The following is a 15935-nucleotide window of genomic DNA, read 5'->3' as shown; positions in this document are numbered from 1 at the left end:
GACTCGCGGGAAGGCTCAACGGTCGAAGCCGACCTTGTCGACCAGCACGCTGGCCTGCTTGCGGTGTTTCGCGATCTCGGCGAGCGACAGCGCATCGACCTTCAGCTCGCCGATGGCCTGGCCGATGATCGGGTCGAGCGCGACGCCCTTGCGCACCGGGTACTCGTAGTTGGCCTGGGCGTAGAGCGCCTGCGCCGGCGCCGAGACCAGGAACTCCAGCAGCTTCACCGCGTTGGCGCGCTGCGGCGCGTTCCGGGCGACCGCCGCGCCGCTGATGTTGACGTGCGTGCCGCCGCCGTTGGCGAAGGTCGGGCGCACCACCTGGATGGCGTCGCCCCAGCGGCGCGCGTCGGTGCCTTCCTTGGACGCCTTCATCTGGCCGACGTAGTAGGAGTTGGCCAGGCCGACGTCGCAGATGCCGCCGAGGATGTCGCGCGCCACGTCGCGGTCGCCACCGGTCGCCTTGCGCGCCAGGTTCGCCTTGACGCCGCGCAGCCACTGCTCGGCCTTCGCCTCCCCGTCGTGCGCGATGAGCGCGGCGACCAACGCCGTGTTGTAGGGGTGCTGGCCGGCGCGGATGCAGACCTTGCCCTTCCACTTCGGGTCGGCGAGGTCCTCGTAGCGGAAGGCGCCGAGCTTCAATGACTTGTCGGCGTACAGCACGCGGGCGCGCATCGACAGCGCGAACCACTGTCCGTCGGCACCGCGCAGGGGCGCGGGCACGGCCGATTCGAGCGCGGCGGACGTCACCGGCTGCGTCACGCCGCCTTCGACCAGGTCGATCAGGTTGCCGACGTCCACCGTCATCAGCACGTCGGCCGGCGAGCGCGTGCCCTCGGCCTTCACGCGTTCGAGCAGGCCGTCCTTCACGAACACCGTGTTCACCTGCACCTTCGTGGTCGCGGTGAACGCCGCGAGCAGCGGCTGGATCAGGCCCGGCTCGCGCGTGGTGTAGAGCGTGAGTTCGTCGGCCGCCTGCACGACCGTGGTGGCCGATAGCACGGCGAGGGCGATGCCGGCGGCGGTGAGGGAGGCGAGGGCGCGCGGCGAGCGGCCGGTCGCGCGGGGGCGGTCGGTCATGGAAGGATTCCTCCGGATGTTGTTGTCGAGAAACGAAGCGCACCGGCAAAGCCGATGAGAATGATTTTCAACTGTAACGGCCTCGCCGACCGCATTGCCCCTGCGCCAGGGCCAGCTATCGGCCGCCGGGCGACGGCGTCGCCGCCGCGTCCCGGTCCACGCGCGCCTCGAACACCAGGCAGGTGGTCGTCGCGTGCGCGTACAACGTGCCGTCGGCGCCCACCAGCCGGGCCTCGGCGGTGGCCAGCTGCCGGCCGCAGTGGATCACCCGGCCCTCGGCGCGCACGCACGGCACGCGGGGCGTCACGGCCTTCACGTAGTTCACGCCCAGCTCCGCCGTCGTGTAGCCGCGTCCGGCCGGCAGCAGGGTGTGGATGGCGCAGCCCAGGGCCGAGTCGAGCAGCGTCGCGATCCAGCCGCCGTGCACGGTGCCCAGCGGGTTGAGGTGCCGCGCGAGGGGCGTGCCCTGGAACACGGCGCGGCCGTCGCCGACCTCGACGATGGTGAAGTCGAGCGTGCGGGCGATGGCGGCGTAGGGGAGCGTCCCGTCGAGCATCGCGCGCATCACCTCCAGGCCGCTGCGCCCGGCGATCGCTTCGGGCCGGGCCAGGCCCGGCCCCGGACCGGCGTCGAGCCGCGCGGCCACCGCGCGTTCCTCGGCCAGCCAGCGCGCCAGGGTGCGGGCGGCGTCCGTGTCGGTCGTCCGGGTCGTGTCGTCGGTCATGCCAGGGTCCTGATTGAGTTGCACATGCAACGATTGTAGGTACAATCGTTGGCATGGACACCGACAATGTGACATCGGCCGGCACGCTCGCCGTGCCTTCCCGGCCGCAGGGCTGCACCAGCTTCAAGGTGCGCCAGTTGATGCGCCGCGTCTCGCAGCACTACGACGTCGAGATGGCGCGCAGCGGCCTGAAGACGACGCAGTACTCGCTGCTCTCGCATGTGCTCAAGCTCGGCCCGCTGCGCCCGGTCGACCTGGCCGCCGCGATGGGAATGACCGCCTCCACGCTGAGCCGCAACCTGCAGCCGCTGATCGCCGCCGGCTGGCTCGACCTGGGCGCGGGCGACGATGCGCGCAGCCGCCTGGTGCGCATCACGCCGGCGGGCATCGCCAAGCGGCGTGAAGGGCAGGCGCACTGGAAGGTCGCGCAGCGGACCCTGAACGACCGGCTGGGCCTCGACCGCGTGCGGGCGCTGCACACGCTGATCGACGACGCGATGGCCCTGATGGGCGGCGACGCGCCCGCCGGCGGCGGCGACTGAGCGACGCCAACACCGATACCGCCGCCGAAGACCGCCGCCGAAGACCGTCGCGCCGCCTCCGAACCCCCACCGCCAGGACCCGCACCATGCTCGCCCAACGACTCTTCCCGTGGCTGCAGCGCCACGGCATCCACTACGGCTGGGTCGTCGCGGCGATCACCTTCCTCACGATGCTGACCATGTCGGCCGCGCTCGGCCTGCCCGGGGCGATGATGCAGCCGCTCGGGCGGGAATTCGGCTGGAGCACCGGCGACATCTCCTCGGCGCTCGCGCTGCGCTTCGCGCTGTTCGGGCTGATGGGACCGTTCGCCGCGGTGCTGATGGAGCGCTACGGACTGCGCGCGGTGATGTGCGTCGGCCTGGCGCTGGTGGGTTCGGGAATGGCGCTGGTCACGCTGGCCTCGCAGCTCTGGCAGCTGTTCATCGTCTGGAGCCTGATGCTGGGCATCGGCACGGGGCTGACGGCGCTGGTGCTCGGCGCGGTGGTCGCCAACCGCTGGTTCGTCGCCCGCCGCGGGCTGGTGGTGGGCCTGCTCACGGCCAGCGCCGCCACCGGGCAGCTCGCGTTCCTCCCGGTGGCGGCCTGGATGATCGAGCACTGGGGCTGGCGCTCGGCCGTGGCGCCCGTGTTCGTCGGGGCCGTGCTGATCGCCTTTCTTTGCCTGGCGCTGGTGCGCGACCGGCCGTCGGACCTGGGGCTGCGGCCCTACGGCCAGACGCCCGAGGCCGCCGCCGCCGCCCCCGCGGCGGGCGCCGCCGCCATGACCTGGCGCACGCCGTTCACGACCCTGCGCGAGGTCTCGGGCCACCGCACGTTCTGGGTGCTGGCGGGCACCTTCTTCATCTGCGGACTGAGCACCAACGGCCTGGTGCAGACGCACTTCATCTCGCTGTGCGGCGACAACGGCCTGTCGGCGGTGCCGGCCGCGTCGGTGCTGGCGATGATGGGCGCCTTCGACTTCGTCGGCACCATCCTGTCGGGCTGGCTGTCCGACCGCTACGACAACCGCAAGCTGCTGTTCTGGTACTACGGCCTGCGCGGCCTGTCGCTGTTCTGGCTGCCGCATTCGGACTTCACGTTCTACGGCCTGGGCCTGTTCGCGATGTTCTACGGTCTCGACTGGATCGCCACCGTGCCGCCGACGGTGAAGCTCGCCGGGGCCGCGTTCGGTCCGCAGAAGGTCGGGCTGGTGTTCGGCTGGATCTTCGCCGCCCACCAGCTGGGCGCGGCCGCAGCGGCCTACGGCGCCGGCTTCTCCCGCACGCTGCTGTTGACCTACACGCCGGCGCTGTACGCGGCCGGTGCCGCCTGCCTGGTCGCCGCGCTGGTCGTGATGGCGATCCGCCGGCCCGGCGTGCCGGCCGGCACGTCGCCGCCCGCATCGCCCTCGTCCCCCGCCCGCGCGTCGAGCGCGGCGGCGCGCGCCTGAACCGAACCCACGGTCACGATCGGATCGCCATGAACGCCACCGCCGCCTCCGCTTCCACGGCCACGGCCGCACCCCGGGTCCTGGACGCCCGCACCCGCCTGCTGCTGGAGGCGCCGATCGTCCCGACCCTGCTGAGGCTGGCCGCGCCCAACGTCCTGGTGATGGTCGCGCAGGCGGCCGTCGGCCTGGTCGAGACCTACTTCGTCGGCAAGCTCGGCACCGACGCGCTCGCCGGCATGGCGCTCGTGTTCCCGATCGTGATGCTGATGCAGATGACCTCGGCCGGCGCGATGGGCGGTGGCATCGCCTCGGCCATCGCGCGCGCGCTGGGCGCGGGGCGGCGCGACACCGCCGACGCGCTGGTGGTGCACGCGCTGGTGATCGCGCTGGGCTTCGGCGTCGTCTTCACGGTGGCGTTGTGGCTGGGTGGACGCTGGCTCTACGCGCTCATGGGCGGCGGCGGGGCCGCGCTCGACGCCGCGCTGACGTATTCGCACTGGGTCTTCGCCGGGGCGGTGCTGGTGTGGCTGTTCAACGCGCTGGCGGCGGTGATCCGCGGCACCGGCAACATGGCCGTGCCGGCCAACGTCACGGTGGCCGGCGTGGTGGTGCTGGTGCCGCTGTCGCCGCTCCTGATCTTCGGCTGGGGGCCGGTGCCGGGCCTGGGCATCGCGGGCGGGGCGCTGGCGCTGCTGATCTACTACCTCGGCGGCACGCTGGTGCTGCTGGCCTACCTGCGCTCGCCGCGCAGCCTGCTGCGGCTGGGGCTCGCGGGCGTGCGGCTGCGCTGGACGCTGTTCCGCGACATCCTGCGCGTCGGCCTGATCGGCGCGGTCTCGACCGTGGCGACCAACCTGTCGATCGGCATCGCCACGGCGCAATCGGCGCATTTCGGCGCCGGCGCCATCGCCGGCTACGGCACGGCCTCGCGGCTGGAGTACCTGCTGGTGCCCCTGGTCTTCGGCCTGGGCGCCCCGCTGGTGGCGATGGTGGGCACCTGCATCGGCGCCGGCCAGCGCGAACGGGCGATGCGCGCGGCCTGGACCGGCGCCGGCCTGGCGTTCGTGCTCACGGAGGCCATCGGCATCACGGCGGCGCTGTTTCCCCGGCCCTGGCTGATGCTGTTCGGCAGCGACCCGGCGATGCTGGAGACCGGGTCCCAGTACCTGCGCGCGGTCGGTCCGCTCTACGGCTTCTTCGGGGTCGGGCTGGTGCTGTATTTCGCCTCGCAGGGCGCGGGGCGGCTGCTGTGGCCGGTGCTGGGCAACCTGGCGCGGCTGGCGGTGGCGGGCGTGGGCGGCTGGCTGGCGCTGCGCTGGAGCGGCGAACTGGTCCACGTCTTCGTCGCGCAGGGCGTGGCCCTGGCGGTGTACGGCGTGGTCATCGCCTCGGCCATCGCCGGTGGGGCGTGGTTCGGTCGCGTGGGCTGGCCGCGTACCACGGCCGGCCTGCTGCGGCGGCTGCGGCCGGCGGGTTCCTGAGCGTCAGCGCCGAGACGCCGGCAGCAGGCGGCGCAGGGCCTCGAAGAACAGGTCCGACTGCTCCCGTTCGCCCTGCACCTGCGCCGCCACGCGCGCGGCCAGCACCGCATCGACCGGCGCCAGGGGCCGGCCGGTGGACTGCGCGATGACCTGGTGCAGGCAGGCGCGCTCCAGGTAGTACAGGTCGTCGTAGGCGTGGGCCAGGGTCGCGCCCGCCACCAGCACGCCGTGGTTGGCCAGGAAGGCCACGTCCTTGCCGGCCATGGCGCGGGCGATGCGTTCGCCCTCCGCGTTGTCGAGCGCCAGACCGTTGTAGGCGTCGTCGATGGCGATGCGACCCAGGTAGCGCATCGCGTTCTGGCTCAGCGTGGGGTCCAGCGCGCGGTCGACGGTGAGCGTGAGCGCGGTGGCGTAGGGCGCATGCACGTGCAGCACCACGGCGTGACCGGTGATGCGATGCACCGCGCCGTGGATGAAGAGGGCGGTCGGCTCCACGCGGTGGCGGCCTGCCAGGACCTCGCCGCGCACGTCGATCAGCACGACGTCGTCGGCGTCGACCTCGCTCCAGTGCAGCCCGCGCGGATTGATGAGGTAGCGCTCGGCGTCGCCGGGCACGGCGACGCTGAAATGGTTGCACACGCCCTCGGAGAGGCCGTGGTGCGCCGCCGCGCGCAGGGCCAGCGCGAGGTCCTCGCGCAGCCGGGCGACGGCGGGGCTCGCGTACTCGGCGCGGGCGTCGGCGAGGGTGGTGTCCGGCATGGCCGCGTCCCTCAGGCGCGCGTGGCGTCGTGCCAGGCGGCGACGAACGCGCGTGCGTCCTCGCCGACCGCCGCGGCGGACTTGCCCGGCTTGTAGAGCGCCGAGCCGATGCCGAAGCCGGTCGCGCCCGCCGCCCGCCAGGCCGCCATGTCGCGAGGTCCGATGCCGCCCACCGGCATCAGCCGCGTGCCGCGTGGCAGCACCGCCAGCCACGCCTTGGCGACGGCCGGCGAGGCCGCCTCGGCCGGGAACAGCTTCAGACCGCTCGCGCCGGCCGCCAGCGCGCCGAAGGCCTCGCTCGGCGTGGCCACGCCCGGCAGGCTCACCAGGCCCCGGCGCGCCGTCTCCGCGACGACGGCGGCGTCGAAGTTGGGCGAGACGATCAGCTCGCCTCCCGCCTCGCGCACCTCGTCGACCTGCCGCACGGTCAGCACGGTGCCCGCGCCCACGAGCGCGTCCGGACAGCGCGCGCGCAGCAGGGCGATGCTCTCGAGGGGATCGGGTGAATTGAGCGGCACCTCCAGCAGCCGGAAACCGGCTTCGATCAGCGCGTCGCCGACGGCGGGCGCCTCGGCCGGCGTCAGGCCGCGCAGGATGGCGACGAGCGGGAGCTGCCGCAGCGCGGCTTCGAAGGTGTCGTGGGCGGAAGGGGTCATGTCGGTTTCGTTCGTTGCGGTGCCAGGGTCGTCCTGCCGGATGGCGTGTGGCGTTCGGAGAAAGGTCGCCCGGGTGCGTCCCAGGCTCCGCCGGAGGCCGTCGGCCCGTGCAGCGCATGCAGCCCGGCCCAGGTCGCCTCGGCGCCCAGCGTGCGGCTGGCGATGCCGTTCGCGCGCAGGGCCAGCGCATAGCGTTGCGTGAGCGCGGGCGAGCCGATCAGCACGACGTCGTGGTCCGCGTCGAGCGCCTGCGTGCGCAGCTCCTCGCCGATCAGCAGGCCCGACAGATAGCTCGACAGCGGCGCCGCGCCCATCCGGTCGAACAGCGCCAGCGTGCGGGCGCCGAAGGCGTTGTGCAGCAGTCCGTGGCCGTTGCCCGAGCGCGCCACGCCCTGGGCGAAGGCGGCCTCGTCCAGCGGCGCGGCGGCGTCGAGCGTGCGCGCCAAGATCGACTGGGTGGACAGCAGCGCGTAGAACTCGCCCGTCATGAAGGTGCGGAAGCCGGCGACGCGCCCGTCGGCCACGCGCACCCACTTGTTGTGCGTGCCGGGCAGCACGAAGACGCCGTCGCGCCGTCCGGTCAGCGCCATGGCGCCGAAGAGCTGCACCTCCTCGCCCCGCATCACGTCGGGCACGCCGTCGTTCGCGGCGCTCAGGCCGGGCACCATCGCGATGCGGCCGGGTTCGACCGCGACGACGTGGGCGGCCACGTCGGCCAGCCCCGCCGGGCAGGGGCAGTAGGGCGCCTCGATCCAGCCCTGCCGGCTGCCCGCCATGCCCGAGATCAGGCAGCGCGTGCCCGGCGCGGCGCGCATCCAGTCGCCGAAGAGTTCCTCGAAGAGCGCCGCGAAACCGCCGGTGGGCACCGTCAGGATGCCGCGTGGCGCGGCGCGTTCCTCGACGACGCGGCCGTCCGCGTCGAGCAGCGCGCCGCGCAGTGAACTCGTGCCCCAATCGACCGCGACCGATGCCATGCCGAGGGATCTCCTTGAATAACAGGGTTGCAGGGAAAACGACCGCGCGGCAGCCGCCCGGGCAGCGCGACGGGTGGCGGAAACGCAGGGTTTGCCCTGCCGGTCCGCCGATTTCTATGGTCATATGATAAGTCGGCAAGTCCCCCGGCCCGCCGGGGTTTTCGCCGAGCGCGAGGGGCCTGCGACGGGCTCCCGTCGACGTCGTCCCGGCGCTTCTCCCATGCCCGATCCCTCCGAGCCCGAGACCATGCCCATGACCGATCCGTCGAACCCGTCGAGTACCCCGCGCCGCCGCGTGCTGCAGGGCCTGGGCGTGGCGATGCTGCCGCTGCCGCTCCTGGCGCGCGCGCAGTCGCCCGCCTACCCGAACAAGCCCATCGAACTGGTCGTGCCGGCCTCGGCGGGCGGCGGGACCGACGCGCTGGCGCGCGCCTTCGCCGAGATCGTGAAGAAGCACCTGCCGCAGCCGCTGATCGTCAACGACAAGCCCGGCGCGAGCGGCGTCGTGGGCATGAGCGACGTGCTCAACGGCAAGTCCGACGGCTACAAGGTCAGCGTGGTGATCGCCGAGCTGGTGATCCTGCCGCACCTGAACCTGTCCAAGTTCACCTACGCCGACTTCCAGCCGGTCGCCCGGCTCAACGCCGACCCGGCCGCCATCACGGTGCGCGCCGAGGCGCCGTGGAACACGATCGAGGAGTTCCTGGCGGCCGCCAAGGCCAAGCCCGACGAGGTCCGTGTGGGCAACTCCGGCAACGGCTCGATCTGGCACCTGGCCGCCGCCGCGCTGGAGGACCGCGCCGGCGTCAAGTTCAACCACGTGCCCTACCAGGGCGCGGCGCCGGGCGTGGTGGCGCTGCTGGGCGGCCACATCGACGCGGTGGCCGTGAGCCCCGGCGAGGTCGCCGCGCACGTGCAGGGCGGCAAGCTGAAGATGCTCGCGGTCATGGCCGACCAGCGCCTGAAGGCCTTCGACAAGGTGCCCACGCTGAAGGAACGCAAGGTCGATCTGTCGATCGGCACGTGGCGCGGTCTGGCGGTGCACAAGGCCACGCCCGCCGAGGTCGTCGACGTGCTGCGGGTGGCCACGCGCAAGGCCGCCGCCGACCCGGCGCTGCCCGAGGCGCTGGAGAAGCTCAACCTCGGCTTTTCCTACCTGGACGCGCCGGAGTTCGGCGCGGCCATGAAGCGCGACCACGAATTCTTCAAGGACCTGGTGCCCAAGCTGGGCATCCGTTCGTAGGGCGCGCGTTCCGTCGGGCGCCTTCGCGCCCCGCGGCGCGGCCGGATCGACCACCCCATGAAAAAAGGCGCCGAAGCGCCTTTTTTCAATGAGGGATCGGGAGACCCGTCCGGTCAGCCGAACGAACGGCCGCCGCCGCCGGAGCGGTTGCCGCCACCCCCGTAGCCGCCACCGCCACCCGAACGGCCACCGCCGCCGGAACGGTTGCCACCGTAGCCGCCGCCACCGCCACCGCCACCGCCGCCCCGGCGACCACGGCCGCCGCCGAAGGCGTCGACGCTGGTGCGCAACGGATCGGGCTGGCCTTCGCCGCCGGCGACCGCTTCGGCGCGCAGGTGCGCGACCTGGTTGGCCTGCGTCGGGCTGTGGCTGTTGCCGTGATGACGCGGCTGACGCTCGTCGTGCGGCACGCCGGCGTGAGGTGCCGCATGGTGCGGCTGGGGCGCGCGCGCCGGGCTCGGCGCGCCGCGATAACCCGCGCCGCCGCCCTGCGGGCCACGGGCACCCTGACCACGCGGGCCCTGGGCGCTGCCGCCGCCGTTGCCGCCACGGGCACCCTGGGGCGCCGGGCCGCGGCGCGGCCCACCGGCATTGCCGCCACCGTTGCCGCCCTGGCCGCCGCCGGCGCGATCACCCTGGCCGGCCTTGTTGTCGCGGATGCGCTGGAGCATCTCGGTGCGGGCGGCCTTGGCGGCGGCCTGCATCACGTCGCGGCTCGGCGGGCGTCCGGCACCGCCCCAGATCGTCTGGCGACCCATGGCGATGGGTTCGGCGCGCTCGTCGTCCTCGGGGCCGAAGCCCTCGACGATCTTCACGGGGATCTGCTGCTTGGTGAAGCGCTCGATCTCCTGCATGAAGCCTTCCTCGTCCAGACAGACCAGGCTCACGGCCTCGCCACTGTTGCCCGCGCGGCCGGTGCGGCCGATGCGGTGGACGTAGTCCTCGCTGACGTTGGGGATCTCGTAGTTCACGACGTGCGGCAGCTCGTCGATGTCGATGCCGCGCGCGGCGATGTCGGTGGCCACGAGGGCGCGGATGTCGCCGCTCTTGAAGCCGGCGAGTGCCTGGGTGCGGGCGCTCTGGCTCTTGTTGCCGTGCAGCGCCATCGCCTCGATGCCGTTCTTGGTCAGGAATTCGGCGACGTTGTTGGCGCCGAACTTGGTGCGCGTGAACACCAGCACCTGGCTCCAGCTGTGCTCGTTGATGATGTGCGCGAGCAGCGCCTTCTTCTTGCCGCGGCCCACCGGGTGGATCACCTGCGTGATGCGCTGGACGGTGGTGTTGCGCGGCGTCACCTGAATGCTCTGCGGGTTCTTCAGCAGGTTGGCCGCCAGGTCGCGGATCTCGTCGCTGAAGGTGGCCGAGAACAGCAGGCTCTGCTTGTCGCGCGGCACCAGCGCCAGGATCTTCTTCACGTCGTGGATGAAGCCCATGTCGAGCATGCGGTCGGCCTCGTCGAGCACCAGCATCTGCACCTGCGAGAGGTCCAGCATGCCCTGCTGCTGCAGGTCGAGCAGGCGCCCGGGCGTGGCCACCAGGATGTCGACGCCGCTCTTGAGCTTGCTGATCTGGGGGTTCATGCCCACGCCGCCGAAGATCACGCTGGAGGTGAGCTCGAGGTACTTGCCGTACGTGCGCACCGATTCCTCGACCTGCGCGGCGAGCTCGCGCGTCGGGGTGAGCACCAGGGCGCGGATGCCGATGCCGCCGAACTTGTTGCGCGCGCGCTCGCCGGTGGAGAGCTTCTGCAGCAGCGGCAGCGTGAAGGCCGCGGTCTTGCCGGTGCCCGTCTGCGCGCCGCCGAGCAGGTCGTGGCCGTCGAGCACTACCGGAATGGCCTGGGCCTGGATGGGGGTGGGGGTGTCGTAGCCGTGCTCGAGCACGGCCTTGAGAATGGCCGGGGCCAGATTCAGTTCTGCGAAAGTCATTGGAAGCAATGGCGCCTTGCATGGCGCGGTGGCATCAGCCCGCCGTGGTGCTCTTTTGGTTGGGAGCGACCCGGCCAGTCAAGGCGGATGAATCAGGGGTGGGAGCCGAAGGCCCGTCGCATGCGAATGCGTGGTGTCTTCTTGTCCCCGGCGGAAGAGCCGCTGTCGCGGGCAACTGCACCCGGCGACGAAGGCGGATTGTCGCACGATCGGCATCCCGTCGATCTGCGCGGATAATCGACGTTCCCGCGCGGGCCTCCATGGACCCGCCGCACCGGCCGCCAGCGCACCCTCGCGCCACGCCATTCCGCAGCAAACCCGACACCACACACGCACACACACAGATGGCCCAATACGTCTATTCGATGAACCGCGTCAGCAAGACCGTGCCGCCCAAGCGGCAGCTCTTGAAGGACATTTCGCTCTCGTTCTTTCCGGGCGCCAAGATCGGCGTGCTCGGCCTCAACGGCTCGGGCAAGTCGACCCTGCTCAAGATCATGGCCGGCGTCGACAAGGAGTACGAGGGCGAGGCGCTGCCGATGCCCGGCATGACCATCGGCTACCTGGAGCAGGAACCCAAGCTGGACAACGAGCACACGGTGCGCGAATCGATCGAGGAGTCGATGGGCGCGGTGTTCGCCGCCAAGGCGCGTCTGGAGGAGGTCTACATCGCCTATGGCGAGGAAGACGCCGATTTCGACGCCCTGGCCGCCGAGCAGGCCGAACTCGAAGCCGTCATCGCCACCGCCGGCACCGATTCCGAGCACCAGCTGGAGATCGCCGCCGACGCGCTGCGCCTGCCGCCGTGGGACGCGACGATCGGCCTGCTGTCGGGGGGCGAGAAGCGACGCGTGGCGCTGTGCCGCCTGCTGCTGTCCAAGCCCGACATGCTGCTGCTCGACGAGCCGACCAACCACCTGGACGCCGAATCCGTGGAGTGGCTGGAAGTCTTCCTGCAGCGCTTCACGGGCACCGTCGTGGCCATCACCCACGATCGCTACTTCCTCGACAACGCGGCCGAATGGATCCTGGAAATGGACCGCGGACGCGGCATTCCGTGGAAGGGCAACTACAGCACCTGGCTCGAGCAGAAGGGTGAACGCCTGGCGCAGGAGCAGAAGAGCGAGGAAGCCCATGCCAAGGCCCTGAAGAAGGAACTCGAATGGTCGCGCCAGAACCCGAAGGCGCGCCAGGCCAAGAGCAAGTCCCGCCTCGCCCGCTTCGAGGAGCTGAGCGACATGGAATACCAGAAGCGCAACGAGACGCAGGAGATCTTCATCCCGGTCGCGGAGCGACTGGGCCAGCAGGTCTTCGAGTTCCACAACGTCAGCAAGTCCTTCGGTGACCGCATGCTGATCGACAACCTGAGCTTCACCGTGCCGCCGGGCGCCATCGTCGGCATCATCGGCCCGAACGGCGCGGGCAAGTCCACGCTGTTCAAGCTGCTCGCCGGCAAGGAGCAGCCCGACAGCGGCAACGTCGTCATCGGCTCCACGGTGCGTGCCGCCTTCGTCGACCAGCACCGCGACGAGCTCGCCAACCAGAAGACCGTGTGGGAAGACATCTCCAACGGCCTGGACATCATCAACGTCGGCAAGTTCCAGATGGCCAGCCGCGCGTACGCGGGCCGCTTCAACTTCAACGGCGCCGACCAGCAGAAGAAGGTGGGCACGCTCTCGGGCGGCGAACGCGGCCGCCTCCACCTGGCCAAGACCCTGATCGCCGGGGGCAACGTGCTGATGCTGGACGAACCGTCCAACGACCTCGACGTGGAAACCCTGCGCGCCCTGGAAGATGCGCTGCTGGAATTCGCCGGCACGGTGATGGTCATCAGCCACGACCGCTGGTTCCTCGACCGCATCGCCACGCACATCCTGGCCGCCGAGGGCGACAGCCAGTGGACCTTCTTCAACGGCAACTACCAGGAGTACGAGGCCGACAAGAAGAAGCGCCTGGGCGAGGAGGGCGCCAAGCCCAAGCGCATGCGCTACAAGGCCCTGAAGTAAGGGGGGCTCGCCCGGGGTCCCTTCCTCCCTCGCACCGGGCACGGGGAGGTGGGGACCCGGGCCGGTCGTCTCCGGACGTCCTCAACCGGCCGCGCGCCGCGCCGGTGCCGTGCCGACGGGCCCATCGCCTTCCATCAGCCGCTCCCGCACGATGCGGATGTTGTGCCGCAGCGCATACAGCTCGTCGGCGTACGACAGCGGGACGGCCACCTTGTTGACGACGCGGTCGAGTTCGTCGAGTTCCGCGACCAGCGCCTCGCGCCGGGTGTCGCTGCGGTCGGCGTCGACCTTGTTCTCGATGTCGCGCAATTGCGCATACCAGCGAAAGACGCGCGACCTCACCCTGAACTGGTAGAGCGGCGGCACGACGCGGCTGAGCGGCAGCATCAGCACCAGCAGGCCGCCCAGCACCAGCCACATGCGCTCGACCAGGTTGCTGGCCCAGAAGGGCAGATAGCGTTGCCAGAAGGGCGGCGTGCCGTTGATGGCGCGGTCGCCCTCGGGGCTCACGGGCAGTTCGCTGGTGCGGGTGTTGGGGAAATCGCGCGCGCGGTTGAACCAGCCGGCGCCGCCGTGCAGGGTCTGCGCGGTCTGCGCGAACAACTGACGCAGCGCGGGATGCGTCTGTTCGCGCGCCAGCAGGGAGGTGGTGGCCGCGAGCATCGACACGTCGTGCGAAGGCAGGTCGCGCGCCAGGTCGACCACGCCGCGCGGCAGCGTCACCGCCGACAGGAAGGCGAACCGCCGCGCATAGGCGTCGCTCTGGCCGAAGTCCATCAGGCGGATGCCGGGCGTGCGCAGCAGCCGCTGCACCAGGGCCGCCTCCGGGGCCGAGGCGAACATCACCGCGTCGAGCGAACCACGTTCCAGCGCCTCGGCGGCCGGGGTCGGTTCGAGGTGCGACAGCGCGAGCGAGGTGGTGTCCAGGCGATTGGCGCGCAGCATCTGGTCGACCATCTCGGGCACGCCGCTGCCGTGCTTGTCGACGTTCACGCGCAGGCCGCGCAGCTGGGCCAGCGAGGTCAGCGCCGAGGTCCGCCGATCGACGCGCGCGGCCACGTCGGCGCGGTAGAAGACCCACAGCGGTTCGTAGAACAGGCTGCCGAGGGACGTCAGTCCGGCGCGCTCGTCGGCCACCACGTCGGCGCTGCCACCGCGCACGAAGCCCAGGTCGGCGCCGCCGTTGCGCAGCAGCTGCAGGTTGTCCAGCGAGCCGTCGCTCGCGCGCAGTTCGACCTGGATGCCCTCGAGGGCCAGCGCCTGCGCGTAGCGGCGGCCGAATTCGGCATAGGCGCTCCCCGCCGGGCCGGTGGCCAGGGTCACGCGCCGGGGCGGCTGCGGGTCGAGCCACCAGTAGGCGGCGATCAGCAGGCCGATGACGACGAACACCACCGGACCGATCGAGACGATCAGGTCGCGCAGCGACAGCAGGACGAGCTTGAGCGTCTTGGGCATCCGACTCAACGCCCGGCCGCCAGTTCGCCCGCGCACGGCACGTGCCAGCCACCCACATCCACCGAGCGCGCCGCCAGGACCGCGCGCAGGGTGGCGCGCGCGACCGCCTCGGCCGCCATGGTGCCCAGCACGGTCATGCCGGGCGCATCGCCCTCGAGCGGCACGCGACCGGTGGCCAGCGCGAAGAGGGTGTCGCCGTCGCTCATCGTGTGCACCGGGTTGATGGCGCGCGCCAGCCCGTCGTGCGCGACCGCGGCGAGCCGGCTGGCCTGGACCTTGGTCAGCGCCGCGTCGGTCGCGACCACGCCGAGCGTGGTGTGGGTGCCCGCGAGCAGCGGACGCGGAGGGTCGCCGCGCAGCAGGGCACGCCGGGTGTCCAGCAGCGCGGCGCCGTCGGCGGTGCGCGCGCCCGCGACGACCCGCCCCGTGTCGGGATCGAGGACGTCGCCCAGCGCGTTGCACGCGATCAGCGCGCCGACGGTGACGCCACCGACCGTGACCGACGCGCTGCCGATGCCGCCCTTCATCGCCCGTTCGACGCCGAAGAGCTTGCCCACCAGCGCCCCGCTGCCGGCGCCGACGTTGCCTTCGGCGGGCGGCCGCGAGGAAGCGGCCTCGCAGGCCGCGTAGCCCGAGGCGGCGTCGGGTCGGATGCGCGCGTCGCCCATCGGCAGGTCGAACAGCACCGCCGCCGGCACGATGGGCAGGACGCCGAAACGCACGTCCAGGCCGATGCCGCGTTCCTCCAGCCAGCGCATCGCCCCGTCGGCGGCGGCCAGGCCCCAGGCGCTGCCGCCGGCGAGCATGACGCCGTGCACGTGCGTCACCAGGTTGCCAGGCGCGAGCAGGTCGGTCTCGCGCGTGCCGGGCGCCGCGCCGCGCACGTCCACGCCGCCGATCGCGCCGTCGCGCACCAGGATCGCGGTGCAGCCGGTCGGGCGGCGCGTGTCGCTGAAATGGCCGACCTCGATGCCCGGGACGTCGGTGATGGCACCCGGGCCGGGGGCCGGAACGAGAGGAAGCGGGGGGGGCATGATGCGATTATCCGGGGCGGGATGCGAGGCCTCCCGGGGTGCCGGTCGACCATCGATTCAACATATGAAAGTACTCATATTTTCAGCGTGTTAACCAAAGAAGAACAAAAATGAGAACTATGTGTTAACTTGTTGCCAGCAAAGCTCGCCCGCACGCCCGATGAATCACACCGCCATCGATCCGTCACTCGAACAGCACCGCATCGCCGCTCTGCTGCGGCAGGCGCCGCTGGAGTTCGCCCGTGTCGTCTACGGCCTGCGCGACACGGCGCAGGGCAAGCACTGGACCTCGGTGGCCCACGACGTGGCGCGCATCGAGCAGATGGGCGCGCCCGTCACCCGCGACCGTGCCCAGCAGCGTTCGCGTGGCTACCTTCCCGTCACGGGTCAGGCGCACTGCCCGCGCTGCTGGGTCCTGGGCGGCGTGAAGAACCCGCTGAACTTTCGTCCCGCGACGGACGAGCGCCCGGATTCGGCGACTTGCAAGGTCTGCGGTGCCGAATACCTCACCGCTCCGCCGCCCGAGGAGTGAGCGGCGCGACCGCGACGACACGCCGGCCCGAGCATCGGAGGCTCAGGGTAACCTTGGGTGCAGTGCAACAAAACCGGTTCCTAGAATGGCT

General features: G+C 71.6%; 14 protein-coding genes. 6 read left to right on the top strand and 8 right to left on the bottom strand.

Features of this window, described 5'->3' with window-relative positions; genetic code table 11:
• Positions 1-15 precede the first annotated feature (15 nt).
• Entirely contained in the window at positions 16-1080 is a 1065-nt protein-coding gene (locus NF681_13000) for an extracellular solute-binding protein (protein ID UST53237.1), read from the bottom strand.
• 115 nt (positions 1081-1195) lie between these two features.
• Positions 1196-1804 (bottom strand): PaaI family thioesterase, encoded by a 609-nt coding sequence (locus NF681_12995; protein UST53236.1) that lies wholly within the window; start codon positions 1802-1804, stop codon positions 1196-1198.
• 53 nt (positions 1805-1857) lie between these two features.
• Here NF681_12995 and NF681_12990 point away from each other — a divergent pair, with 53 nt between their 5' ends.
• The 3 genes from NF681_12990 to NF681_12980 all read left to right on the top strand — a co-directional run bounded on the left by NF681_12990 (position 1858) and on the right by NF681_12980 (position 5257).
• Positions 1858-2346 (top strand): MarR family winged helix-turn-helix transcriptional regulator, encoded by a 489-nt coding sequence (locus tag NF681_12990; GenBank protein ID UST53235.1) that lies wholly within the window; start codon positions 1858-1860, stop codon positions 2344-2346.
• A gap of 86 nt (positions 2347-2432) precedes the next feature.
• Positions 2433-3776 carry an MFS transporter gene (locus NF681_12985; GenBank protein UST53234.1) on the top strand — a complete coding sequence of 448 codons (1344 nt, stop codon included), beginning with the start codon at positions 2433-2435 and terminating at the stop codon, positions 3774-3776.
• A 29-nt stretch (positions 3777-3805) separates the two neighbouring features.
• Positions 3806-5257, top strand: coding sequence for an MATE family efflux transporter (locus NF681_12980; protein ID UST53233.1), 1452 nt, complete (start codon positions 3806-3808; stop codon positions 5255-5257).
• Positions 5258-5260: 3 nt separating this feature from the next.
• Here NF681_12980 and NF681_12975 read toward each other — a convergent pair whose 3' ends face one another.
• From NF681_12975 to NF681_12965, 3 genes are read right to left on the bottom strand one after another with little or no spacing between them, the layout of a single operon-like run.
• On the bottom strand, positions 5261-6016 hold the full coding sequence (locus NF681_12975) for an aldolase (protein ID UST53232.1): 756 nt from the start codon (positions 6014-6016) through the stop codon (positions 5261-5263).
• A gap of 11 nt (positions 6017-6027) precedes the next feature.
• Complete coding sequence (locus tag NF681_12970; GenBank protein ID UST53231.1) at positions 6028-6672, bottom strand: 2-dehydro-3-deoxy-6-phosphogalactonate aldolase; 645 nt, start codon at positions 6670-6672, stop codon at positions 6028-6030.
• On the bottom strand, positions 6669-7646 hold the full coding sequence (locus NF681_12965; protein UST53230.1) for a 2-dehydro-3-deoxygalactonokinase: 978 nt from the start codon (positions 7644-7646) through the stop codon (positions 6669-6671). Before NF681_12965 ends, NF681_12970 begins: the two co-directional genes overlap by 4 nt.
• Before the next feature lie 319 nt (positions 7647-7965).
• On the opposite strand from NF681_12965, the gene NF681_12960 reads away from it, so the two are divergent.
• Positions 7966-8889: a tripartite tricarboxylate transporter substrate binding protein gene (locus NF681_12960; GenBank protein UST55769.1), complete on the top strand. Its 924-nt coding sequence runs from the start codon at positions 7966-7968 to the stop codon at positions 8887-8889.
• Between the two features lie 113 nt (positions 8890-9002).
• On the opposite strand, the gene NF681_12955 is transcribed toward NF681_12960, so the two are convergent.
• Positions 9003-10817 (bottom strand): DEAD/DEAH box helicase, encoded by a 1815-nt coding sequence (locus tag NF681_12955; protein UST53229.1) that lies wholly within the window; start codon positions 10815-10817, stop codon positions 9003-9005.
• A gap of 344 nt (positions 10818-11161) precedes the next feature.
• Here NF681_12955 and ettA point away from each other — a divergent pair, with 344 nt between their 5' ends.
• Positions 11162-12823, top strand: coding sequence for an energy-dependent translational throttle protein EttA (ettA, locus tag NF681_12950; protein ID UST53228.1), 1662 nt, complete (start codon positions 11162-11164; stop codon positions 12821-12823).
• An 81-nt stretch (positions 12824-12904) separates the two neighbouring features.
• Here the strand turns inward: ettA and NF681_12945 are convergent, their stop codons facing one another.
• Both NF681_12945 and NF681_12940 read right to left on the bottom strand, forming a co-directional pair.
• Entirely contained in the window at positions 12905-14278 is a 1374-nt protein-coding gene (locus tag NF681_12945) for an ABC transporter substrate-binding protein (GenBank protein UST53227.1), read from the bottom strand.
• 5 nt (positions 14279-14283) lie between these two features.
• A complete protein-coding gene (locus NF681_12940) occupies positions 14284-15312 on the bottom strand; it encodes a P1 family peptidase (protein UST53226.1) in 1029 nt (342 codons plus the stop codon).
• A 160-nt stretch (positions 15313-15472) separates the two neighbouring features.
• On the opposite strand from NF681_12940, the gene NF681_12935 reads away from it, so the two are divergent.
• Positions 15473-15844 (top strand): hypothetical protein, encoded by a 372-nt coding sequence (locus tag NF681_12935; protein ID UST53225.1) that lies wholly within the window; start codon positions 15473-15475, stop codon positions 15842-15844.
• The last annotated feature ends 91 nt before the right edge of the window (positions 15845-15935 follow it).

It is taken from the genome of Comamonadaceae bacterium OTU4NAUVB1, assembly GCA_024372625.1.
GTDB lineage: Bacteria > Pseudomonadota > Gammaproteobacteria > Burkholderiales > Burkholderiaceae_C > Variovorax.
This window is presented reverse-complemented; position numbering and strand designations above follow the sequence as displayed.